At 58.5% G+C, this 21,955-nt stretch carries 19 protein-coding genes and 1 pseudogene; 16 read left to right on the top strand and 4 right to left on the bottom strand.

Annotated features, from left to right (window positions below; translation table 11 throughout):
* Positions 1-266 precede the first annotated feature (266 nt).
* Positions 267-1,076: pseudogene (locus ACI77D_RS10700) on the top strand (Na+/H+ antiporter); the annotation flags it as partial.
* A gap of 1 nt (position 1,077) precedes the next feature.
* On the opposite strand, the gene ACI77D_RS10695 reads toward ACI77D_RS10700, so the two are convergent.
* The 4 genes from ACI77D_RS10695 to map all read right to left on the bottom strand — a co-directional run bounded on the left by ACI77D_RS10695 (position 1,078) and on the right by map (position 6,897).
* Positions 1,078-1,842, bottom strand: coding sequence for a M12 family metallopeptidase (locus ACI77D_RS10695; protein WP_407016546.1), 765 nt, complete (start codon positions 1,840-1,842; stop codon positions 1,078-1,080).
* Positions 1,843-1,968: 126 nt separating this feature from the next.
* The gene (dapC, locus tag ACI77D_RS10690; RefSeq protein WP_407016545.1) at positions 1,969-3,168 is read right to left on the bottom strand and encodes a succinyldiaminopimelate transaminase; all 1,200 of its coding nucleotides are present in this window, start codon (positions 3,166-3,168) and stop codon (positions 1,969-1,971) included.
* Between the two features lie 178 nt (positions 3,169-3,346).
* Positions 3,347-6,049 (bottom strand): [protein-PII] uridylyltransferase, encoded by a 2,703-nt coding sequence (locus ACI77D_RS10685; RefSeq protein ID WP_064451151.1) that lies wholly within the window; start codon positions 6,047-6,049, stop codon positions 3,347-3,349.
* A gap of 65 nt (positions 6,050-6,114) precedes the next feature.
* A complete protein-coding gene (gene map / locus ACI77D_RS10680; protein WP_407016544.1) occupies positions 6,115-6,897 on the bottom strand; it encodes a type I methionyl aminopeptidase in 783 nt (260 codons plus the stop codon).
* 385 nt (positions 6,898-7,282) lie between these two features.
* Between map and rpsB the strand changes: the two genes are divergently transcribed.
* The 15 genes from rpsB (at position 7,283) to rnhB (ending at position 21,937) form a co-directional block, all read left to right on the top strand.
* On the top strand, positions 7,283-8,020 hold the full coding sequence (rpsB, locus tag ACI77D_RS10675; protein WP_003219330.1) for a 30S ribosomal protein S2: 738 nt from the start codon (positions 7,283-7,285) through the stop codon (positions 8,018-8,020).
* Between the two features lie 202 nt (positions 8,021-8,222).
* On the top strand, positions 8,223-9,086 hold the full coding sequence (tsf, locus tag ACI77D_RS10670; protein WP_058412423.1) for a translation elongation factor Ts: 864 nt from the start codon (positions 8,223-8,225) through the stop codon (positions 9,084-9,086).
* 211 nt (positions 9,087-9,297) lie between these two features.
* Positions 9,298-10,041 carry a UMP kinase gene (gene pyrH, locus ACI77D_RS10665; RefSeq protein ID WP_003172271.1) on the top strand — a complete coding sequence of 248 codons (744 nt, stop codon included), beginning with the start codon at positions 9,298-9,300 and terminating at the stop codon, positions 10,039-10,041.
* Positions 10,038-10,595: a ribosome recycling factor gene (gene frr / locus ACI77D_RS10660; RefSeq protein WP_064451152.1), complete on the top strand. Its 558-nt coding sequence runs from the start codon at positions 10,038-10,040 to the stop codon at positions 10,593-10,595. The genes pyrH and frr overlap by 4 nt, the downstream gene beginning before the upstream one ends.
* Positions 10,596-10,612: 17 nt before the next feature.
* Positions 10,613-11,368, top strand: coding sequence for a polyprenyl diphosphate synthase (uppS, locus tag ACI77D_RS10655; RefSeq protein ID WP_064451153.1), 756 nt, complete (start codon positions 10,613-10,615; stop codon positions 11,366-11,368).
* The gene (locus ACI77D_RS10650; protein ID WP_407016543.1) at positions 11,369-12,178 is read left to right on the top strand and encodes a phosphatidate cytidylyltransferase; all 810 of its coding nucleotides are present in this window, start codon (positions 11,369-11,371) and stop codon (positions 12,176-12,178) included.
* Positions 12,175-13,365 carry a 1-deoxy-D-xylulose-5-phosphate reductoisomerase gene (gene ispC / locus ACI77D_RS10645; RefSeq protein WP_064451155.1) on the top strand — a complete coding sequence of 397 codons (1,191 nt, stop codon included), beginning with the start codon at positions 12,175-12,177 and terminating at the stop codon, positions 13,363-13,365. The genes ACI77D_RS10650 and ispC overlap by 4 nt, the downstream gene beginning before the upstream one ends.
* Before the next feature lie 53 nt (positions 13,366-13,418).
* On the top strand, positions 13,419-14,771 hold the full coding sequence (gene rseP, locus ACI77D_RS10640; RefSeq protein WP_407016542.1) for a sigma E protease regulator RseP: 1,353 nt from the start codon (positions 13,419-13,421) through the stop codon (positions 14,769-14,771).
* A 74-nt stretch (positions 14,772-14,845) separates the two neighbouring features.
* Positions 14,846-17,233: an outer membrane protein assembly factor BamA gene (gene bamA, locus ACI77D_RS10635; protein ID WP_064451157.1), complete on the top strand. Its 2,388-nt coding sequence runs from the start codon at positions 14,846-14,848 to the stop codon at positions 17,231-17,233.
* Between the two features lie 45 nt (positions 17,234-17,278).
* Positions 17,279-17,782 (top strand): OmpH family outer membrane protein, encoded by a 504-nt coding sequence (locus ACI77D_RS10630; protein ID WP_003189173.1) that lies wholly within the window; start codon positions 17,279-17,281, stop codon positions 17,780-17,782.
* A 3-nt stretch (positions 17,783-17,785) separates the two neighbouring features.
* Complete coding sequence (gene lpxD / locus ACI77D_RS10625; RefSeq protein ID WP_064451158.1) at positions 17,786-18,841, top strand: UDP-3-O-(3-hydroxymyristoyl)glucosamine N-acyltransferase; 1,056 nt, start codon at positions 17,786-17,788, stop codon at positions 18,839-18,841.
* A gap of 111 nt (positions 18,842-18,952) precedes the next feature.
* Complete coding sequence (gene fabZ / locus ACI77D_RS10620) at positions 18,953-19,393, top strand: 3-hydroxyacyl-ACP dehydratase FabZ (protein WP_003172281.1); 441 nt, start codon at positions 18,953-18,955, stop codon at positions 19,391-19,393.
* A complete protein-coding gene (gene lpxA / locus ACI77D_RS10615; RefSeq protein ID WP_053254744.1) occupies positions 19,390-20,166 on the top strand; it encodes an acyl-ACP--UDP-N-acetylglucosamine O-acyltransferase in 777 nt (258 codons plus the stop codon). The genes fabZ and lpxA overlap by 4 nt, the downstream gene beginning before the upstream one ends.
* 2 nt (positions 20,167-20,168) lie before the next feature.
* Positions 20,169-21,308, top strand: coding sequence for a lipid-A-disaccharide synthase (gene lpxB / locus ACI77D_RS10610; protein ID WP_064451159.1), 1,140 nt, complete (start codon positions 20,169-20,171; stop codon positions 21,306-21,308).
* Positions 21,305-21,937, top strand: coding sequence for a ribonuclease HII (rnhB, locus tag ACI77D_RS10605; protein WP_064451160.1), 633 nt, complete (start codon positions 21,305-21,307; stop codon positions 21,935-21,937). Before lpxB ends, rnhB begins: the two co-directional genes overlap by 4 nt.
* The last annotated feature ends 18 nt before the right edge of the window (positions 21,938-21,955 follow it).

The raw sequence follows: 21,955 nt of genomic DNA, 5'->3' as shown, positions 1-21,955 counted from the left end.
GTTGGCAGTGAGCCCGTCGGACTGGTCGACGTAAGGCTTGGGAATGAATGTTTGATCAGATTCTGGGGCGGAGAGGACAAATCTGTCCTCTCCGCCCCCCATGGGCTTACCTCATTTAAGTTTCGGTGAGAGGGCTGGGGAGGACGGCGATTCTGGTCTTTGGGATAGGGGGTATGTGTGATCATTTGATTCTGTCGCATTGGTTTACCTTTCTATATTACAAAAACTAACTGTTTGGGTTTACGTAATTTAGAAAGAGAAACTAAGGGCTGATTTTCCTGCTGTTGGGCCTGCAACTGCCGGACATCATCAAGGCCGTGGTCAGCCATGAGCCGACGCTGTGGCCCGCCTTGTTGTATCGCTGCATGGAGGTCGTGGCGATCTTCCTGGTGCTGGTGGTGCTGCGTTTTATCTGGGTGCAGAGCATCTGGCGATTGTCAGGCCTGCTGCGGCGGCTTCGCGGCAAAAGCGAGCTGACCCTGGTGCCGACCGCCCGTTCCTGCTGGCTGCTGACCGTCGGTGGTGTGCGCGGGGCGGTGACCCTGGCGGGTGTGATGTCGGTGCCTTTGCTGCTGGCGCCGGGGCAGGACTTTCCCGAGCGTGACCTGCTGATTTTCATCGCTGCCGGCGTGATTCTGCTATCGCTGGTCGCCGCCTGTATCGCCTTGCCGTTGCTGTTGCGCGGCATCGAACAGAGCCCCGATGAAAAGCGCCACAACGAAGTGCGCGAGGCGTGGAAAAAGACCGCCGTGGCCGCAATCCATGCCCTTGAAGCCGAGGAGCCTGCAGAAACCGAAACCCCGGACGCCGCCCAGGCCGCGCTGGCCGCTGAGCTCAAGGCGCGGCTAATGTCGGAATATCGCCATCAATTGGAAGTGTTCAACGACTCCGCCGAAGCCCAGGCGCTGGCGCAGCAGATGGACCAGTTGGAGCGCAAATTGCGGCTCAAGGCCCTGCGCGCGCAGCGCTTGGAGTTGTACAGCCTGAGCCGCCATCACCAGATTGGTGATGATGTACTGCGAGAAGTATTGGCGGACTTGGATATGAGTGAAGCGAACTTGGGCAGTATTAAATAATTCAGGCGTTGATCATCGCCCGGATCGAGGTGTTGAGGAGCTTTCCGAAAAATGAATTATCCGTTGGGTAGAGTGACTGTATGAAGCGCTTATCGCCTTCAGACAGGTGTGTGCTGGAGGGGATGGGGTTGCCGTTGCTGAGCCATGAGGCAGGAAATCCGTAGTGCATGATGGAGGTCTTATCATAGGGCGAGACCTTTACTTTATCGTGCGGGAGTTTCTGGATGATGTTGTGATCGGCTTGCCATTGGAATTTCCCCCACGATTCATAATCGTCGTAAATGGTTTGATTATTGAATTCCAATGGTTGATCAGGGTGCTGGTGTTCATGTTTCAAACCCAGGGCGTGGCCGAACTCATGCTGGACCCTGGCCGCGATATTCGCCGGCGAGCCTTTAAAGCCAATGCTCATCGTGGGCGTCGGCTGCGCTACCTTTTTGGCATCGGTGCCAATCTTTGACCATGCGTTGCTGGTGTCATTGTTCGCGATGATTCTGATGTCGCCGTTGGAGGTATCAACAAATTTGAAATAGAGATTGGTGTGGGGAGCCCACTGATTAATGTTGTGCTTTACCCACTTCTTTTGTTCTTGCGTCATGTTCAACAAAGAAATGTTCAAGACTGAATGTTGAGGCCATGTTTTGTCGGGGTCGGCTACGCCGCGTTTATTTCTGATGAGGGCGGGGTGCGGGGTTTCGATGGGGTCGGCAGCAGTGTCGTGCAGCGCATAGGCAGGGGCGTAATGGGGCGGGATAGGAAGCGTCATGGGTTTTCACCGAAGCGTTTAAGTCAGATCAGCTTGGGTGGGGCTTTTACGGGTTTCTGTTCCAGATTTTGGTTTACCGGATGAGTCTGTAGTGGCCGCCTCCACGGTGCGGAGGCGGCACGTGTATCAACCGCGGCGCTGGATAAAGTCGCGAATCCGTTCGGCGGCTTCTACACACTCGGCCAGTGGCGCAACCAGTGCCATGCGCACGCGCCCTGCGCCTGGGTTGAAACCATCGACTTCACGCGACAGGTACGAGCCCGGCACGACGGTCACGTGTTCTTCCACGAACAAGTCCCGGCAAAACGCCGCGTCGTCACCTTCGATATTCGGCCACAGGTAGAAACCGCCGTCCGGGTTTTGTACGTCCATTACCGGCTTGAGAATCGCCAGTACAGCGTCGAACTTTTCCCGGTACAGGTCACGGTTGGCCTGCACGTGCGCTTCGTCCTGCCAGGCGGCAATGCTTGCCAGCTGCGTTTGCACCGGCATCGCGCAGCCGTGGTAGGTGCGGTACAGCAGGAAAGCCTTGAGGATGTCGGCGTCGCCGGCGACAAAACCGGAGCGCAGGCCCGGCAGGTTGGAGCGCTTGGACAGGCTGTGGAACACCACGCAGCGCTTGAAGTCCTGGCGGCCCAGTTCGACGCAGGCGCTCAGCAGGCCCGGCGGCGGGGTTTGTTCGTCGAAGTACAGCTCGCTGTAGCACTCGTCGGCGGCGATCACGAAGTCGTACTCGTCGGCCAGCGCGATGAGTTTTTTCAGTGTTTCTACCGGGATCAGAGCGCCGGTCGGGTTGCCAGGGGAGCACAGGAACAGGATCTGGCAGCGTTTCCAGACGTCCGGCGACACGGCGTCGAAATCCGGGTTGAAGCCGTTGGCGTCAAGGCACGGCAGGTAGTGCGGCTTGCCCCCGGCCAGGAACGCCGCGCCTTCGTAGATCTGATAGAAAGGGTTCGGGCTCACCACCAGCGCATCTTCACCGCGATTGACCACGGTTTGGGTGAAGGCAAACAGTGCCTCGCGGGTGCCGTTGACCGGCAGGATATTGCGCGCCGGGTCCAGCCAGCCGTTGGGCACGTTGAAGCGGCGTTCGCACCAGGCGCCGATGGCCTCGCGCAGCGCCGGGATGCCCAGGGTGGTCGGGTACACGGCCATCTGGTCGAGGTTGTTGCTCAGCGCTTCGGCCACGAATGCCGGGGATTTGTGCTTAGGTTCGCCGATGGACAGTGCGATCGGACGTTTGCTCGGGTTCGGCGTGACGCTACCGAGCAGGGCGCGCAGTTTCTCGAACGGGTAGGGCTGCAGTTGGTTCAGGGCGTTGTTCATCGCAAATCTCGTCAAATTCGGTTGAAAGCATGCGGTCTGTCAGGCGAAGCAATTCAAACGTGGGAGCGGGCTTGCTCGCGAAAGCGGGATGTCAGTCACTGTAGATGTCGACTGAACCACCGCATTCGCGAGCAAGCCCGCTCCCACACAAGCCCGCCCATACAGTGAAATTGAGTGTTCATATTGTCAGTCTGGACAGCTCGACACCGGGTTCCTGGGTCACGCTCAATTGCTGCACGATAGCTTCCTGTAAACGCCGGCACAGCTCCGGATCGGACAATGGCTGGTTGTCGGCATCGGTAATGAAGAACACGTCTTCCACGCGCTCGCCGAGGGTCGCGATCTTGGCGTTTTGCAACGACAGGTCGAACTCCAGGAAGATCCCGCCGATTCGCGCCAGCAAGCCTGGGCGATCCGGTGCGCTGAGTTCCAGCACCGTCACTGGGCGCTGGGCGTCGTTGGAAATGGTCACCTGGGGCGCAAAGGCGAAGTGCTTGAGCTGGCGCGGCACCCGGCGCTGGATGATGGTCGGGTAGTCGTCCGGGTTGCGCAGGGCTTCGGTGAGGCCTTCGCGGATCTTTTTCACGCGCACCGGGTTGTCGCCGATCGAGTCGCCTTCGGTATCAAGCACGATGTAGGTGTCGAGGGTGAACTGGCTGCTCGAGGTGATGACCCGAGCGTCATGGATGTTCAAGTTGAGCTGGTCCATGGCGGCCACCGTCACGGCGAAGAAGTCGTGCTGGTCGGGCGCGTAGATGAAGATCTGCGTGCCGCCCTCGAATTCGCGCTGAGTGGTTTCCTTGATCAGCACCAGCGGGCCGCCATCGGCCGGCTGCTGCAGGATCGCATCACTGTGCCAGGCCACGTCACCTGCGGTATGACGCAGGAAGTAATCGTCACCCAGTTGCGACCACAGCTGCTCGACATCATCCGGGTCATTGCCGCCGCGCACGAGGATATCCAGGGCCGCGCTTTGGGTGCGGCGGATCTGCTCTTCGCGGTCCACCGGGTTTTCCAGACCACGGCGCAGTGCGCGCTTGGTCTCGGTGTAGAGCTGGCGCAGCAGGCTGGCGCGCCAGGAGTTCCACAGGGTCGGGTTGGTGGCGTTGATGTCGGAGACGGTCAGCACATAGAGATAGTCGAGACGGGTTTCATCGCCGACGATTCCGGCGAAATCGTGGATCACCTGCGGGTCGGACAAGTCCTTGCGTTGCGCGGTCGTCGACATCACCAAGTGGTTCTGCACCAGCCAGACGATCAGGCGGCTGTCCCACAGTGGCAGTTGATGGCGCTGGCAGAACGCCTCGGCATCCACCGCGCCGATCTCCGAGTGGTCACCATGACGGCCTTTGCCGATGTCATGGTACAGGCCGGCCAGGTAAATCAGCTCGGGCTTGGGCAGCTTGGCCATCAGCTTACTGGCCAGCGGGAATTTCTCTGACACCTGGGTGTACTGCAACTTACGCAGGTGTTTGATCAGGTTCAGGGTGTGAGCGTCCACGGTATAGATGTGGAACAGGTCGTGCTGCATCTGCCCGACGATAAAGCCGAACTCCGGCAGGTAACGCCCGAGGATGCCGTAACGGTTCATCCGCCGCAGGTTGCGGTGGATGCCGATCTTGCATTTGAACAGCTCGATAAACAGGCTGGTGTTGCGAATGTCGTTGCGAAAGTCGTCGTCGATCAGGTGACGGTTTTCCCGCAGCAGGCGGATGGTATCGGCACGTACGCCTTTGATTTCCGGCTGCTGGGCCATCAGCACGAAGATTTCCAGCATGGCGAACGGCGTGCGACGGAACACGTTGTCGTTGCGCGCCTCGATGTAGCCGTCGTGCAACTGGAAGCGAGAGTTGATCGGCTGCGGCGGTGCTTCGTCTTCGGGGGCGAGGATCACCTCTTCGAAGTGCTGGATGATCAGGTCGCTAAGCTGGGCAATGCTCATGACCACCCGGTAATACTGCTGCATGAAGCTTTCGATGCTGGTTTTTGCATCTTCGCCTTCAAACCCGAGCAGGGTAGCGATGGAGCGCTGATGGTCGAACAGCAAGCGGTCTTCGGAGCGCCCGGCGAGCATGTGCAGGGCGTAGCGCACCTTCCACAGGAACTCCTGGGACGACGCCAGCAGTGCGTTTTCGCTTTCTACCAGGAAGCCTTCACCGGCGAGCGCGCGCAGGTTCAGGGTGCCGTATTGGCGACGCGCAACCCACAGGATCGTCTGGATATCCCGCAGCCCGCCCGGTGAGCCTTTGACGTTGGGCTCCAGGTTGTATTCGGTGTCGTTGTATTTGTGGTGCCGGGCTTTCTGCTCGGCACGCTTGGCCAGGAAGAAGTCCTTGCTCGGCCACATGTGGGCGGTGCTGGTAACTTCCAGCATGCGCTGGCGCAGGCGCTCGGGGCCTGCGACGGTGCGGCTTTCCATCAGGTTGGTGATAACCGTCAGGTCGGCGCGAGCCTCTTCGGCGCATTCGTCCACCGAGCGTACGCTTTGGCCGACTTCCAGGCCGATATCCCACAGCAGCGTCAGAAAACGCTCGATGGAATCGCGAAAGATCTCATGATCGGCGCTGTCCAGCAGGATCAGCAGGTCGATGTCGGAGTAGGGGTGCAGTTCGCCGCGACCATAGCCGCCGACCGCCACCAGGGCGATATCGGCGTCTTCACTCCAGCTGAACTGCTCCCAGGCTTTTTGCAGGATGTTGTCGACGAACCAGGCGCGGTCCTCGATCAGCCGACGAATGTCCCGGCCGCTGCGAAAGCGCTCATCGAGCACCTCGCGGGCCTGGCGGATAGCCTTCTTGAAGGCGGCAATGGGGCTTGCCTTCAGTGCCAGTTCGGCCTGGAACTGGCCACGGTCGAAGAGTTCGGGATCCACCTGGGGCATCGATCGGCTTTCCTTTCTATCTATCAGTCAGTCACAGGGTTGCTGGGGAAAACCGAGGCAACAATTCAAGCCGAAACGCGTGGGATCGTGTCGTCTGCGCGCAAGGTGAAGATCTCGTAGCCGGTGTCGGTGACCAGCAGGGTGTGTTCCCACTGGGCCGAGAGCTTGCGGTCCTTGGTGATAGCGGTCCAGCCGTCGCCCAGCACCTTGGTGTCGGCCTTGCCCTGGTTGATCATCGGCTCGATGGTGAAGGTCATGCCCGCTTTCAGTTCCATGCCGGTACCGGCGCGGCCGTAGTGCAGGATCTGCGGTTCTTCATGGAACACCTTGCCGATGCCATGGCCACAGAATTCGCGGACGACCGAGAAACCGTTCTTTTCAGCGTGCTTCTGGATCACTTCACCGATATCGCCCAGGCGGCAGCCGGGTTTCACGATCTCGATAGCCTTGTACATGCATTCCTGGGTGACCTGGGACAGGCGTTCGGCCCAGACCGGCACGGTACCTACGTGGAACATGCGGCTGGTGTCGCCGTGATAGCCATCCTTGATCACGGTGACGTCAATGTTCAGGGTGTCGCCGTCCTTCAACGGCTTGTCACCCGGAATGCCGTGGCAGACCACGTGGTTGATCGAGGTGCAGATCGACTTGGGAAAGCCCTTGTAGTTGAGCGGGGCAGGAATGGCTTTTTGCACATCGACTATATAGTCGTGGCAGATGCGGTCCAGGGCTTCGGTGGTGACGCCAGGCTTGACGTGTTCGGCAATCATTTCCAGCACGTCGGCAGCCAGTTTGCCGGCAACGCGCATGCCGGCTACGTCTTCGGCGGTTTTCAAGGTAACGGTCATACAGGCTCTCTCTAGCGCGACGCGCTGAAATCAATTCGGTTTACGGGCGTGCGACAAAAGGTTACAGAATTCGCACAAGCCCCAAAAAACGTGATTCTAACAGACGCGCGCGGCAAATCATGAGCGTCTGACGATCGCTTCTCTCTATAAGGTGGGGGCATATTGGCTCTATTCAAAGGCTTACGCAAAAGCGGAAGACGGCAAATGTGATTGCGGGTTTCGTTTTCGTCCTTCGTGTGGTATAAAATGCGCCGCTTTCCGGGGATACCCCGCAAAGCTTAAATCCACACACGTGTCGACACGATGACCTGGGTGCCGGAGGCGAATGCCGCTGGTTGGTCATTGGGATACGTGGAGGCCAAACCCGACTTATTAAGGAACTATCATGTCCCAAGTCAATATGCGCGATATGCTGAAGGCCGGTGTGCACTTCGGTCACCAGACCCGTTACTGGAACCCGAAAATGGGTAAGTACATTTTCGGCGCGCGTAACAAGATCCACATCATCAACCTTGAAAAAACCCTGCCAATGTTCAACGAAGCTCTGACTTTCGTAGAGCGCCTGGCCCAGGGCAAAAACAAGATTCTGTTCGTCGGCACCAAGCGTTCCGCTGGCAAGATCGTTGCTGAAGAAGCAGCACGTTGCGGTTCGCCGTACGTCGATCACCGCTGGTTGGGCGGCATGCTGACCAACTTCAAAACCATCCGTGCTTCCATCAAGCGTCTGCGTGACCTTGAAGTGCAAGCCGAAGACGGTACTTTCGCCAAGCTGACCAAGAAAGAGGCGCTGATGCGCACTCGCGACCTGGAAAAGCTCGATCGTTCCCTGGGTGGTATCAAGGACATGGGCGGTCTGCCTGACGCACTGTTCGTTATCGACGTTGATCACGAGCGCATCGCGATCACCGAAGCCAACAAGCTGGGCATCCCTGTTATCGGCGTAGTCGATACCAACAGCAGCCCGGAAGGCGTTGACTACATCATCCCAGGCAACGATGACGCAATCCGCGCTATCCAGCTGTACATGGGTTCGATGGCTGACGCTGTAATCCGTGGTCGCAACCACGTTGCTGGTGGTACCGAGCAGTTCGTTGAAGAAGCTCCGGTAGCCGCAGCTGAGTAATTGACGCCCTGGCGTTGACTCAGTAAGCAAAAAGGGGGCTTGGCCCCCTTTTTGCCACCTCGAAAACCATTTGTTGGCGCCCACTTGTGGCAGCGCATCATTGCTCTGTAACGTGCAGCGGCCTACAACGGAGATTCGGGAAGAATTGATCGCCCGTTTGATCGGGTGGAATGGTTGAAAACCTATCCAAGAGGATTTTGAAATGGCAGAGATTACTGCAGCGTTGGTTAAAGAACTGCGTGAGCGTACCGGCGAGGGCATGATGGATTGCAAAAAGGCCTTGACCAAGGCCGGCGGCGACATCGAAAAAGCCATTGATGACATGCGTGCTTCCGGCGCCATCAAGGCTGCCAAGAAAGCAGGCAACGTCGCTGCTGAAGGCGCTATCGCTCTGGTTGAAGACGGTAAAGCCGCAGTTCTGCTGGAAGTGAACTCGCAGACCGACTTCCTGGCTCTGCAGGACGACTTCAAGGCATTCGTTGCTGCCAGCGTCAAGAAAGCATTCGACGACAAGCTGACCACCGTCGAGCCGTTGATCGAAGCTCAAGAAGCTGATCGCCTGGTACTGGTTGGTAAGGTTGGCGAAAACGTCAACATCCGTCGCCTGGCTCGCATCGAAGGTGATGTGGTTGGTGGCTACCTGCACGGCAACAAAATCGGCGTTGTGGTTGCCCTGAAAGGCGGCGACGTTGAGCTGGCTAAAGACATCGCTATGCACGTAGCGGCCAGCAATCCTGAATTCCTGCTGCCATCGGAAGTCTCCGCTGACGCAATCGAACGCGAAAAAGCCGTGTTCCTGAGCCTCAACGCTGACAAGATCGCCGGCAAGCCGGAAAACATCGTTGAAAACATGATCAAAGGCCGTATCAGCAAGTTCCTGGCTGAAGCGAGCCTGGTTGAGCAGGCGTTCGTCAAGAACCCTGAGATCAAGGTTGGCGAACTGGCCAAGAAAGCCGGTGCTGAAATCGTTTCCTTCACCTACTACAAAGTAGGCGACGGCATCGAGAAGCCGGTCGACAACTTCGCTGAAGAAGTTGCTGCCCAGCTGGCTGCCGCCAAGCAATAAGACAGTTTTTAACTGTCGCCCGAAAGAGGCTGCCCGCTCACGCGCGCAGCCTCTTTTCAAATGGGAAGGCCAATTTTATTTGGTTTCCCATCGGAACTGGCTTACAAAGCCGTGTTCCGATGGCGCTGTGATAGCGTCCAGCTAGAGTGAACGCAAGCCGTAAACGGCTCGCCAAGAATTTTTAAAAAATACGCCGCAGGAGAGATTCGCAATGGCTCAGCAGGGCAGTGGTTATCAGGCTCGCTATAAACGCATTCTACTCAAGCTTAGCGGCGAGGCCCTGATGGGCTCGGAAGAGTTCGGGATCGATCCCAAGGTACTCGACCGCATGGCACTGGAAGTCGGCCAGCTGGTGGGCATCGGTGTCCAGGTCGGCCTGGTGATCGGCGGCGGTAACTTGTTCCGCGGCGCGGCACTGAGTGCCGCGGGTATGGATCGGGTTACCGGCGACCACATGGGCATGCTGGCCACTGTGATGAACGCCCTGGCCATGCGTGACGCCCTGGAGCGTGCCAATATCTCGGCAATCGTGATGTCGGCTATTTCCATGGTCGGCGTGACCGATCACTATGATCGCCGCAAAGCCATGCGCCACCTGAACGCTAAAGAAGTAGTGATCTTTGCTGCCGGTACCGGCAACCCGTTCTTCACCACGGATTCGGCTGCTTGCCTGCGCGCCATCGAAATCGATGCTGACGTAGTGCTCAAGGCCACCAAGGTGGATGGCGTATACACCGCAGACCCATTCAAAGACCCGCATGCCGAGAAGTTCGATCATCTGACCTACGATGAAGTGCTGGATCGCAAGCTGGGCGTGATGGACCTGACGGCTATTTGCCTGTGCCGCGACCACAAGATGCCGCTGCGCGTATTTAACATGAACAAGCCCGGCGCCCTGCTGAACATCGTACACGGCGGCGCGGAAGGGACTCTGATCGAGGAAGGCCAACAATGATCAACGAAATCAAGAAAGACGCTCAAGAGCGTATGCACAAATCCCTGGAGTCTCTGGCCCATGCATTTGGTCAGATTCGTACCGGCAAGGCCCACCCAAGCATCTTGGGTAGTGTGATGGTGCCGTACTACGGTACTGACACCTCTATCACCCAGGTGGCCAACATCACCGTTAAAGACTCGCGCACCCTGCAAGTCGTGGCCTTCGAGCGCAACATGCTCGGCGCTGTCGACAAAGCGATTCAGAGCGCTGGCCTGAACCTCAACCCGACCAACCTGGGCGAGTTGTTGCTGATCTCCATGCCTGCCCTGACCGAAGAAACCCGCAAGGGCTTCACCAAGCAGGCACGCAGTGCGGCTGAAGATGCGCGGGTTGCAGTGCGTAACATCCGTCGTGATGCTTTGGGCGACCTGAAGAAGCTGGTCAAGGACAAGGAAATCAGCGAAGACGAAGAGCGTCGTGCCGTCGCCGATATCGATAAGCTGACCAAAGATGCCGAGGCCCAGATCACCAAGGCCACGGAAGAAAAAGAAAAGGACCTGATGGCCGTATAAGGGGTCAGGACGCCTTCATGGAAAAGACCAAGCAGACTGTGCCCTCCGCGGTGCCGCGCCATGTCGCGATCATCATGGATGGGAATAATCGCTGGGCGAAAAAACGCTTTATGCCGGGTGTTGCCGGGCATAAAGCGGGTGTCGATGCGGTGCGCGCCGTGATTGAGGTGTGTGCCGAGGCCAAGGTCGAAGTGTTGACTCTGTTTGCCTTCTCCAGTGAGAACTGGCAGCGGCCGGCCGAAGAAGTCAGCGCCTTGATGGACCTGTTCTTCAAGGCCTTGCGTCGTGAGGCCAAGCGCCTCAACGACAACAACATCAGCCTGCGCATCATTGGTGATCGCTCGCGGTTCCATCCGGAACTGCAAGCGGCCATGCGCGAAGCCGAGGCCATCACCGCGGGCAGCAACCGTTTTGTATTGCAGATTGCAGCCAACTACGGTGGCCAGTGGGATATCGCTCAGGCTGCACAGCGCCTTGCCCGCGAAGTGCAGGCCGGGCATCTGCGGCCTGACGACATTACGCCCGAACTGTTGCAAACCTGCCTGGTAACCGGCGACTTGCCGCTGCCAGACTTGTGCATCCGTACCGGCGGCGAGCACCGCATCAGCAATTTCCTGCTGTGGCAGCTGGCCTATACCGAGCTGTACTTCTCCGACCTGTTCTGGCCGGACTTCAAACACGATGCCATGCGTAATGCGCTGGCCGATTTCGCTTCCCGTCAGCGTCGCTTCGGTAAAACGAGCGAGCAGATCGAAGCTGGAGCCCGGGTTTAAATGCTTAAACAACGAATCATCACAGCATTGATCCTGCTGCCGATTGCCCTGTGCGGTTTTTTCCTGCTCGACGGTTCCAGCTTTGCGCTGTTTATCGGCCTGGTGGTGACCCTGGGTGCCTGGGAATGGGCGCGCCTGGCGGGCTTCAACGCACAGTTGCCGCGTGTGGCATACGCCGCGGTTGTGGCGCTGTTGCTGTTCCTGATGCATACCCTGTCGAGCATCGTCGTGCCTTGGGTATTGGGGGCGGCGGTATTGTGGTGGGCGCTTGCGACCTTCCTGGTGCTGACCTATCCGCGCACCAGTGGGCAGTGGTCCAGTGTTGCCAGCAAGCTGGTGATTGGCTTGTTGATTCTGCTGCCGGCCTGGCAAGGGTTGGTGGAAATCAAGAATGCGCCGATGGGCAACTGGTTGATCATGGCGGTGATGGTGTTGGTGTGGGGTGCCGATATTGGTGCCTATTTCTCCGGCCGTGCCTTCGGCAAACGCAAGCTGGCGCCCGCCGTCAGCCCAGGCAAGAGCTGGGAAGGCGTTTACGGCGGCTTGGCGTTGACGTTGCTGATCACGCTGGTAGTCGGTGTTGTACGTGACTGGTCGCTGAGCGAGATATTCCTGGCGTTGTTGGGCACAGCAATCGTGGTGTTTATTTCGGTGGTCGGCGACCTTACGGAAAGCATGTTCAAGCGTCAGGCCGGGATCAAGGACAGCAGCAATCTGCTGCCGGGCCATGGCGGCGTGCTGGACCGTATTGACAGTCTCACCGCGGCGATTCCGATTTTTGCCGTGCTGTTGTGGATGACTGCTTCGTGAGCCGCCTGCAGCAGGTGACTGTGCTGGGCGCGACCGGTTCGGTCGGGCTGAGTACGCTGGATGTGATCGCGCGACACCCTGACCGCTATCAAGTCTTTGCCCTGACCGGCTTTACGCGGTTGAGCGAGTTGCTGGCCCTGTGTGTGCGCCATGCGCCGCGTTTCGCGGTAGTGCCTGAAGCAACTGCGGCGCGAGGCTTGCAGGACGATCTGCGGGCCGCCGGCCTTGCCACACAAGTGTTGGTGGGCGAGGAGGGCTTGTGCCAGGTGTCGTCCGACGCCGAGGTGGATACGGTAGTGGCAGCCATTGTCGGGGCGGCGGGTTTGCGTCCGACACTGGCGGCAGTGGATGCTGGCAAGAAGATTTTGCTGGCCAATAAAGAAGCGCTGGTCATGTCCGGCACACTCTTTATGCAGGCGGTACGCAAGAGCGGCGCGGTGTTGCTGCCTCTCGACAGTGAGCACAACGCGATTTTCCAGTGCATGCCCGGTGATTTTGCCCGTGGCTTGAGCCAGGTAGGCGTGCGGCGGATTCTTCTTACGGCTTCCGGTGGTCCGTTCCGTCAAACTCCGCTGGCTGATCTTGAACATGTGTCGCCTGACCAGGCCTGCGCCCACCCGAACTGGTCCATGGGGCGCAAGATCTCCGTGGATTCGGCGAGCATGATGAACAAAGGCCTGGAGTTGATCGAGGCTTGCTGGTTGTTCGATGCGCAGCCTGATCAGGTCGAGGTGGTAATCCACCCGCAAAGTGTGATTCATTCCCTGGTCGACTACGTCGACGGTTCGGTGTTGGCGCAGTTGGGTAATCCCGACATGCGTACGCCGATTGCCAACGCTTTGGCCTGGCCGGAACGGATTGACTCCGGTGTTGCACCGTTGGATCTGTTCGCCATTGCTCGCCTGGACTTCGAAGCGCCGGACGAGCAGCGCTTCCCATGCCTGCGTTTGGCCCGGCAAGCGGCGGAGGCGGGTAACAGCGCGCCGGCCATGCTCAATGCGGCCAACGAAGTGGCTGTGGCGGCGTTTCTCGACCGGCGCATCCGTTTTCCGCAGATCGCGAGTATCATCGAGGACGTTTTGAGTCTTGAGCCGGTAGTTGCTGTGAATGATTTAGGGGCAGTGTTCGAGGCGGATACAAAGGCCCGTACCCTGGCCGGACAATGGTTGAACCGCAACGCGCGTTAGTCTGTGGGCAGGTTTTAGCCTTCAGGTACTGGATTGGAATGCGGAGAAATTAGATGAGTGCGCTCTACATGATTGTCGGCACCCTGGTTGCTCTGGGTGTGCTGGTTACCTTCCACGAATTCGGCCACTTTTGGGTGGCGCGTCGTTGCGGCGTCAAGGTACTGCGCTTTTCCGTCGGTTTCGGCATGCCGTTGCTGCGTTGGCACGACCGTCGTGGCACCGAGTTCGTGATTGCAGCCATTCCGCTTGGCGGCTACGTCAAGATGCTCGACGAGCGCGAAGGTGAAGTGCCTGCAGATCAAGTGGGCCAGTCCTTCAATCGAAAGACCGTTCGTCAGCGTATCGCTATTGTTGCAGCCGGCCCGATCGCCAACTTTCTGTTGGCGATGGTGTTCTTCTGGATCTTGGCCATGTTGGGCAGCCAACAGGTACGCCCGGTGATTGGTGCGGTCGAGGCGGACAGCATGGCGGCCAAGGCCGGCCTGGTTGCTGGGCAGGAAATTGTTTCAATTGATGGCGAGCCGACCACGGGCTGGGGCGCCGTTAATTTGCAATTGGTGCGCCGCATGGGTGAAAGCGGCACCATCAATGTGGTGGTGCGCGAGCAGGATTCCACCACCGAAACGCCCCGTGAATTGGCGCTGGACCACTGGCTCAAGGGTGCGGATGAGCCTGACCCGATCAAGTCCCTGGGGATTCGCCCATGGCGTCCGGCGTTGCCGCCGGTGCTTGCCGAGCTCGATTCGAAAGGCCCGGCTCAAGCCGCAGGTCTGAAAACCGGCGACCGTCTGCTGGCGCTTGATGGTCAGGCGCTGGGCGACTGGCAGCAAGTGGTCGATCTGGTGCGTGTACGCCCTGATACCAAAATTGTGCTGAAAGTTGAGCGCGATGGTGCTCAAATCGACGTCCCTGTGACCTTGTCGGTTCGCGGGGAGGCCAAGGCAGCCGGGGGTTATCTGGGTGCTGGGGTGAAAGGTGTCGAATGGCCGCCCTCGATGGTACGGGAGGTCAGCTTCGGGCCGTTGGCCGCGATTGGCGAGGGTGCGAAACGCACTTGGACCATGAGTGTGCTGACCCTCGAATCGCTCAAGAAGATGTTGTTCGGCGAGCTCTCGGTAAAAAACTTGAGTGGGCCGATAACCATTGCTAAAGTGGCGGGCGCTTCTGCCCAGTCGGGTGTCGCGGATTTCCTGAATTTCCTGGCTTATCTGAGTATTAGCCTTGGAGTTCTGAATTTGCTGCCCATTCCAGTACTGGATGGGGGGCATCTGTTGTTTTATCTGGTCGAGTGGGTGCGTGGTCGCCCCTTGTCGGATCGGGTGCAGGGTTGGGGGATACAGATCGGTATCAGTTTGGTGGTCGGGGTGATGTTGTTAGCTCTGGTCAACGATCTGGGACGACTGTAACGCTTCGCTGAATTGCGAATCTGCCGCATTTTGCGGCAGTTTGTTTATTGCCAGTTGGAATAAGAAAGGACTTCATGAAACGTCTGCTGCTAACTGCGGTTCTCACCGTATTGATGATCGCCGAAGTTCACGCCGAGTCCTTCACTATCTCCGATATTCGCGTCAACGGCCTCCAGCGGGTTTCCGCAGGTAGCGTCTTTGGTGCCTTGCCGTTGAACGTCGGGGAACAGGCGGATGATCGTCGCCTGGTGGAATCCACTCGTGCGCTGTTCAAAACCGGGTTCTTTCAAGATATCCAACTGGGTCGCGAAGGCAACGTCCTGGTCATCACTGTCGTTGAGCGACCTTCCGTCGCCAGTATCCAGATCGAGGGTAACAAGGCGATCTCTACTGAAGACTTGATGAAGGGCCTCAAGCAATCCGGCCTGGCCGAGGGCGAGATCTTCCAGCGCGCCACCCTTGAGGGTGTGCGTAACGAACTTCAACGCCAGTACGTTGCCCAGGGCCGCTATTCAGCGACCGTGGAAACTGAAGTGATCCCGCAGCCTCGTAACCGTGTCGGCCTCAAGGTCAACATCAACGAAGGCACTGTGGCGGCGATTCAGCACATCAACGTGGTGGGCAACACCAAGTTCGCTGACGACGACCTGATTGACCTGTTCGAGCTCAAGACCACCAACTGGTTGTCGTTCTTCAAGAACGATGACAAGTATGCCCGTGAAAAGCTGTCCGGTGACCTGGAGCGTCTGCGTTCCTACTACCTGGACCGTGGCTATATCAACATGGATATCGCTTCGACCCAGGTGTCCATCACCCCGGATAAAAAGCACGTCTACATCACCGTCAACGTCAACGAAGGTGAGAAGTACACCGTTCGTGACGTGAAGCTCAGCGGCGACCTGAAAGTACCGGAAGACCAGGTCAAGTCCCTGTTGCTGGTGCAGAAAGACCAGGTTTTCTCGCGCAAGCTGATGACCACGACCTCCGAGCTGATCACCCGTCGTCTGGGTAACGAAGGCTACACCTTCGCCAACGTCAACGGCGTGCCTACCCCGCACGATGATGACCACACAGTGGACATCACCTTCGTTGTCGACCCGGGCAAGCGTGCCTACGTGAACCGTATCAACTTCCGTGGCAACACCAAGTCTGCGGACGAAGTGCTGCGTCGTGAAATGCGCCAGATGGAAGGTGGCTGGGCGTCGACTTACCTGATCGACCAGTCCAAGACCCGTCTTGAACGCCTGGGCTTCTTCAAGGAAGTCAACGTCGAAACCCCGGCCGTACCGGGTGTGGATGACCAGGTTGACGTGAACTACGCCGTTGAAGAGCAGGCGTCGGGCTCGATCACCGCCAGCGTAGGTTTCGCACAGAGTGCCGGCCTTATCCTCGGTGGTTCGATTACCCAGAACAACTTCCTCGGTACCGGTAACAAGGTCTCCATTGGCCTGACCCGAAGCGAATACCAGAGCCGCTATAACTTCGGTTATGTCGACCCCTACTGGACAGCTGATGGTGTGAGCCTGGGCTACAATGCCTTCTACCGCACCACCGACTACAAAGACCTCAACGTTGACGTTGCAAGCTATGCGATCGACAGCCTCGGTGCCGGTGTCAATATCGGTTACCCGATCAGCGAGACTTCGCGCTTGACCTTCGGCTTTACCGCGCAGCAGGACAAGATCAAGACGGGTGTGTACACCACGGATGAGATCTTCGACTTCGTGCGCCGAGAAGGTGATCAGTTCCTGAACTTCAAGGCTTCGGTTGGTTGGTCGGAATCCACCCTGAACAAAGGTGTGCTGGCGACCCGTGGTCATTCTCAAAGCCTGACTGCAGAAGCCACCACGCCGGGCAGCGACCTGTCGTTCTTCAAGCTCGACTACCGTGGCCAGTTGTTCCAGCCGCTGAGCGATAACTACACCATGCGCCTGCACACTGAGCTGGGTTATGGCGATGGTTATGGTTCGACCAGTGGGTTGCCGTTCTACGAGAACTACTATGCGGGCGGTTTCAACTCGGTTCGTGGTTTCAAGGACAGTACCCTGGGCCCACGTGGTACGCCGAGCCGTGGTCAATCGGTAACCGGTAACCAAGGCACTACCGTTGACTCCAACAACGACCCTCTGGCATTCGGTGGTAACGTGCTGATCCAGGGTGGTGCGGAGCTTCTGTTCCCGCTGCCGTTCGTCAAGGATCAGCGTTCGTTGCGGACCTCGCTCTTCTGGGACGTGGGTAACGTGTTCGACTCCAAGTGCCAGCAGATCACCAACCCGAGTGGCGTGAAGTCGCAGACTGAGTGCAACGACATCAGCCTGAGCAACCTCGCCAGCTCCGTAGGTGTGGGTGTCACTTGGGTGACCGCGCTTGGCCCATTGAGCTTTGCTCTGGCCATGCCGATCAAGAAGCCGGATAACGCTGAAACCCAGATTTTCCAATTCTCCCTCGGCCAGACGTTTTAAGCGTCTGACCCAAGATAACGACAACGGATTCTGTAGGAGTACATCGTGCGTAAGTTGACTCAATTGGTTCTGCTGGCCACTGTGCTGGTAACCACACCGGCCTTCGCCGAAATGAAAATCGCCGTTCTGAACTATCAGATGGCTCTGCTGGAATCCGACGCCGCCAAGCGATACGCCGTGGATGCCGAGAAAAAGTTCGGTCCGCAACTGACCAAGCTCAAGACTCTGGAAAGCAGCGCCAAGGGCATCCAGGACCGTTTGGTAGCGGGTGGCGACAAGATGCAGCAAGGCGAGCGTGAGCGTCTGGAGCTTGAGTTCAAGCAAAAGGCCCGTGACTACCAGTTCCAGTCCAAGGAGCTGAACGAAGCCAAAGCCGTTGCTGACCGTGAAATGCTCAAGCAGCTCAAGCCGAAGCTCGACAGCGCAGTGGAAGAAGTCATCAAGAAAGGTGCCTTTGACCTGGTGTTTGAGCGCGGCGCCGTGATTGACGTCAAGCCTCAATACGACATCACCCGTCAGGTGATCGAGCGCATGAACCAGCTGAAGTAAGCCATGACCGCGACTATCAAACTCGGCGAGTTGGCCGAGTTCCTTGGGGCCACCTTGCGTGGCTCCAAGGAGAAAGAAATCACTGGGCTAGCCACCTTGCAGGAGGCTGGCCCAGCTCAGTTGAGCTTCCTCGCAAATCCCCAATACCGTAAATACCTGGTCGACAGCCAAGCAGCAGCCGTGCTGTTGAAGGCTGCCGATGCCGAAGGGTTTGCCGGGGATGCGCTGGTGGTTCCCGACCCTTACCTGGCGTATGCCCGGGCATCGCACCTGTTCGATCCAAAGCCTAAAGCTGCCGTCGGTGTTCATCCTTCAGCGGTGATTGCTGACGATGCCCAGGTCGATCCTGCGGCCAGCATTGGCGCCTTTGCAGTGATTGAGAGCGGTGCGCGTATTGCTGCGGGTGTCACGGTGGGCGCTCATTGCTTTATCGGCGCGCGCTGTGAAATTGGTGCCGATGGTTGGCTGGCCCCTCGCGTTACGCTTTACCACGACGTGCGTATTGGTGAGCGGGTGGTGATTCAGTCGGGTGCAGTGATCGGTGGTGAAGGGTTTGGTTTTGCCAATTCCAAAGGTGTCTGGCACAAGATTGCCCAGGTCGGCGGCGTACTGATCGGCGATGACGTGGAAATTGGCGTCAACACCGCGGTGGACCGTGGGGCCTTGGCCGATACCGTGATAGGTAACGGCGTGAAGCTCGATAACCAGATCCAGATCGCCCACAACGTGCAGATTGGCGATCACACCGCCATGGCGGCATGCGTCGGGATTTCCGGCAGCACCAAGATCGGCAAGCATTGCATGCTCGCCGGTGGCGTTGGGCTGGTGGGGCATATCGATATTTGCGACAACGTCTTCATTACCGGCATGACCATGGTGACCCACTCGATTACCGAGCCTGGCGCCTACTCTTCCGGTACGGCCATGCAGCCTGCGGCTGAATGGCGCAAGAGTGCAGCGCGCTTGAGGCAACTTGACGACATGGCTCGCCGCCTCAAACAGCTGGAAAAGCGTGTTGGGGACGTGACCCCTGGCGGTAATGCTTCATCAGAAGGCTGATACCATTTCCATATCAAGTGTGCACAGCCGCTAGACTGCCTCCTTGATTTGCTAGCGGGGCGTGCGTTTAGTCCGCCCGCCCCCAATCTTTATTACAGGCTTCCCCCCGAAATGATGGACATCAACGAGATTCGCGAATACCTGCCTCACCGTTACCCGTTCCTGCTGGTGGATCGTGTAGTGGACCTCAATGTCGAGGAAAAGCGCATTCGTGCCTACAAGAATGTCAGCATCAACGAACCGTTCTTCAATGGTCACTTCCCTGCGCATCCAATTATGCCGGGCGTGCTGATCATCGAAGCGATGGCCCAGGCTGCCGGTATCCTTGGTTTCAAAATGCTCGACCTCAAGCCTGCCGATGGCACGCTTTACTATTTCGTGGGCTCCGACAAGCTGCGCTTCCGTAACCCGGTCACGCCGGGTGACCAGTTGATCCTGGAAGCCAAGTTCATCAGTTGCAAACGCCAGATCTGGAAGTTCGAGTGCCAGGCCTCGGTGGACGGCAAGCCGGTGTGCTCCGCTGAGATCATCTGTGCGGAACGCAAACTATGAGTTTGATTGACCCTCGCGCAATCATCGATCCGTCGGCCGTTCTGGCCGCCGACGTTGAGGTCGGCCCCTGGTCGATCGTCGGCGCAGGTGTTGAAATCGGCGAGGGGACTGTCATCGGGCCACACGTGATCCTCAAAGGTCCGACCCGCATTGGCAAACACAATCGCATCTACCAGTTTTCCTCGGTAGGCGAAGACACCCCGGACATGAAGTACAAGGGTGAAGAAACACGCCTGGTAATCGGTGATCACAACATCATCCGTGAAGGCGTGACCATTCACCGTGGCACCGTGCAGGATCGTGCCGAAACCACCTTGGGTGACCACAACCTGATCATGGCCTATGCGCACATCGGCCATGACAGTGTGATCGGCAACCATTGCATCCTGGTTAACAACACTGCACTGGCTGGCCATGTGCACGTTGACGATTGGGCGATCCTGTCCGGTTTCACCCTGGTGCATCAGTATTGCCATATCGGCGCCCACAGCTTTTCCGGCATGGGGACGGCGATCGGCAAGGACGTTCCTGCATTCGTCACGGTCTTCGGCAACCCTGCCGAAGCCCGCAGCATGAACTTCGAAGGCATGCGCCGTCGCGGTTTCAGCGAGGACGCTATTCACGCCCTGCGCCGTGCCTACAAGGTGGTTTACCGCCAAGGGTTGACGGTCGAGCAGGCTCTGACCGAACTGACCGAGCCGGCAGCGTTGTTCCCGGAAGTCGCGGTGTTCCGCGACTCTATCCAGGCATCGACCCGCGGCATCACCCGCTGATCATGGCTAATCTGCGTATCGCGCTGGTGGCCGGTGAAGCTTCCGGCGACATTCTGGGCGCAGGCCTGATGCGGGCCCTCAAGGCCCAGCATCCTGCGGTGGAGTTCATTGGCGTGGGTGGCCCACTCATGCAGGCCGAAGGTCTGACTTCCTACTTTCCCATGGAGCGCCTCTCGGTCATGGGGCTGGTGGAAGTATTAGGCCGTCTGCGTGAGCTGTTGGCGCGGCGTAAGCTACTGATTCAGACACTGATCGAAGAAAGGCCTGACGTTTTTATCGGAATCGACGCGCCGGACTTCACCCTCAATATCGAACTCAAGTTGCGTCAGGCCGGTATCAAGACCGTGCATTACGTCAGCCCGTCCGTGTGGGCGTGGCGCCAGAAGCGCGTGCTGAAGATCCGTGAAGGCTGCGACTTGATGCTGACCTTGTTGCCATTCGAGGCCAGGTTCTACGAAGAGAAGGGCGTGCCGGTGCGGTTTGTCGGGCACACGCTGGCCGACACCATTCCGTTGCAAGCGGACCGCGCTGCCGCGCGTGCCGAACTGGGCTTGCCCGACGGCCCGCTCGTAGCGCTGATGCCGGGCAGTCGAGGTGGCGAAGTCGGTCGCCTGGCCAGCGTGTTTTTCGATGCGGCCGAACGCCTTCAATCCATGAAGCCTGGTATTCGCTTCGTCTTGCCGTGCGCGAGCCCGCAACGGCGTGCACAAATCGAGACGCTGCTTGAGGGGCGCAATCTGCCGTTGACCTTGCTCGACGGCAAGTCGCACCTGGCCCTCGCAGCCTGTGATGCGGTACTGATCGCCTCGGGCACAGCGACCCTGGAGGCGCTGCTGTACAAGCGCCCAATGGTCGTGGCCTATCGTCTGGCGCCGCTGACGTTCTGGATTCTGAAGCGCATGGTCAAAAGCCCTTACATTTCCTTGCCCAACTTGCTGGCCCAGCGCTTGCTGGTGCCTGAGTTGTTGCAGGACGATGCAACGCCTGAAGCGCTGGCACAAACGCTACTGCCGTTGATCGACGGCGGTGAAGAGCAGACCCGTGGGTTTGACGATATCCACCGCACTTTGCGCCGTGACGCGTCGAACCAGGCGGCTGACGCCGTATTGACCTTGATCGGCCAAAAACAGGACGCTTTATGACAACGCAAATGGGCCTGGACTTCAGCCTGGTCGCCGAAGCTCACGCGCTGGTCGCCGGTGTTGACGAAGTAGGGCGCGGCCCGCTGTGTGGCGCCGTCGTGACGGCGGCGGTGATTCTCGACCCGAACCGCCCGATCCTCGGCCTCAACGACTCGAAAAAACTCACCGAAGCGCGCCGTGAAAAGCTCTACGACGAGATTTGCGAAAAAGCCCTGAGCTGGCATATCGCCCGTGCCGAAGTCGAAGAGATCGACGAGTTGAATATTCTCCATGCGACCATGCTGGCCATGCAGCGCGCGGTGGAAGGCCTGCACATCACCCCTAAACTGGCGATGATCGATGGCAACCGCTGCCCTAAATTGACGATGCCGTCAGAAGCCGTGGTCAAGGGTGACAGCAAGGTGCCGGCCATCGCCGCCGCGTCGATCCTGGCCAAGGTCAGCCGTGACCGTGAAATGGCTGCTTTCGAATTGATCTACCCCGGCTACGGTATCGGAGGCCATAAAGGCTACCCGACCCCCGTTCATCTGGAAGCCCTGGCTCGTCTGGGCCCGACGCCGATCCATCGGCGCTCGTTCGCCCCGGTTCGCCTGGCTTACGAGGCGCGGGAAAGCCTCAGCGAGGTTTAGTCGCGAGGCTGATGTTTT

The sequence above is a fragment of the Pseudomonas sp. O39 genome (assembly GCF_045447295.1).
Classification (GTDB): Bacteria; Pseudomonadota; Gammaproteobacteria; order Pseudomonadales; family Pseudomonadaceae; genus Aquipseudomonas; species Aquipseudomonas antarctica_A.
This window is presented reverse-complemented; position numbering and strand designations above follow the sequence as displayed.

Excerpts from the sequence above, each read along its gene's own strand:
- lpxA (WP_053254744.1), top strand. The coding sequence starts at position 19,390 with ATGAGTTTGATTGACCCTCGCGCAATCATCGATCCGTCGGCCGTTCTG.
- ACI77D_RS10685 (WP_064451151.1), bottom strand. The coding sequence starts at position 6,049 with ATGCCCCAGGTGGATCCCGAACTCTTCGACCGTGGCCAGTTCCAGGCC.
- lpxB (WP_064451159.1), top strand. The coding sequence starts at position 20,169 with ATGGCTAATCTGCGTATCGCGCTGGTGGCCGGTGAAGCTTCCGGCGAC.
- ACI77D_RS10650 (WP_407016543.1), top strand. The coding sequence starts at position 11,369 with ATGCTTAAACAACGAATCATCACAGCATTGATCCTGCTGCCGATTGCC.
- dapC (WP_407016545.1), bottom strand. The coding sequence starts at position 3,168 with ATGAACAACGCCCTGAACCAACTGCAGCCCTACCCGTTCGAGAAACTG.
- bamA (WP_064451157.1), top strand. The coding sequence starts at position 14,846 with ATGAAACGTCTGCTGCTAACTGCGGTTCTCACCGTATTGATGATCGCC.
- frr (WP_064451152.1), top strand. The coding sequence starts at position 10,038 with ATGATCAACGAAATCAAGAAAGACGCTCAAGAGCGTATGCACAAATCC.
- rnhB (WP_064451160.1), top strand. The coding sequence starts at position 21,305 with ATGACAACGCAAATGGGCCTGGACTTCAGCCTGGTCGCCGAAGCTCAC.
- map (WP_407016544.1), bottom strand. The coding sequence starts at position 6,897 with ATGACCGTTACCTTGAAAACCGCCGAAGACGTAGCCGGCATGCGCGTT.
- rseP (WP_407016542.1), top strand. The coding sequence starts at position 13,419 with ATGAGTGCGCTCTACATGATTGTCGGCACCCTGGTTGCTCTGGGTGTG.
- fabZ (WP_003172281.1), top strand. The coding sequence starts at position 18,953 with ATGATGGACATCAACGAGATTCGCGAATACCTGCCTCACCGTTACCCG.
- pyrH (WP_003172271.1), top strand. The coding sequence starts at position 9,298 with ATGGCTCAGCAGGGCAGTGGTTATCAGGCTCGCTATAAACGCATTCTA.
- uppS (WP_064451153.1), top strand. The coding sequence starts at position 10,613 with ATGGAAAAGACCAAGCAGACTGTGCCCTCCGCGGTGCCGCGCCATGTC.
- lpxD (WP_064451158.1), top strand. The coding sequence starts at position 17,786 with ATGACCGCGACTATCAAACTCGGCGAGTTGGCCGAGTTCCTTGGGGCC.
- ACI77D_RS10695 (WP_407016546.1), bottom strand. The coding sequence starts at position 1,842 with ATGACGCTTCCTATCCCGCCCCATTACGCCCCTGCCTATGCGCTGCAC.
- rpsB (WP_003219330.1), top strand. The coding sequence starts at position 7,283 with ATGTCCCAAGTCAATATGCGCGATATGCTGAAGGCCGGTGTGCACTTC.
- tsf (WP_058412423.1), top strand. The coding sequence starts at position 8,223 with ATGGCAGAGATTACTGCAGCGTTGGTTAAAGAACTGCGTGAGCGTACC.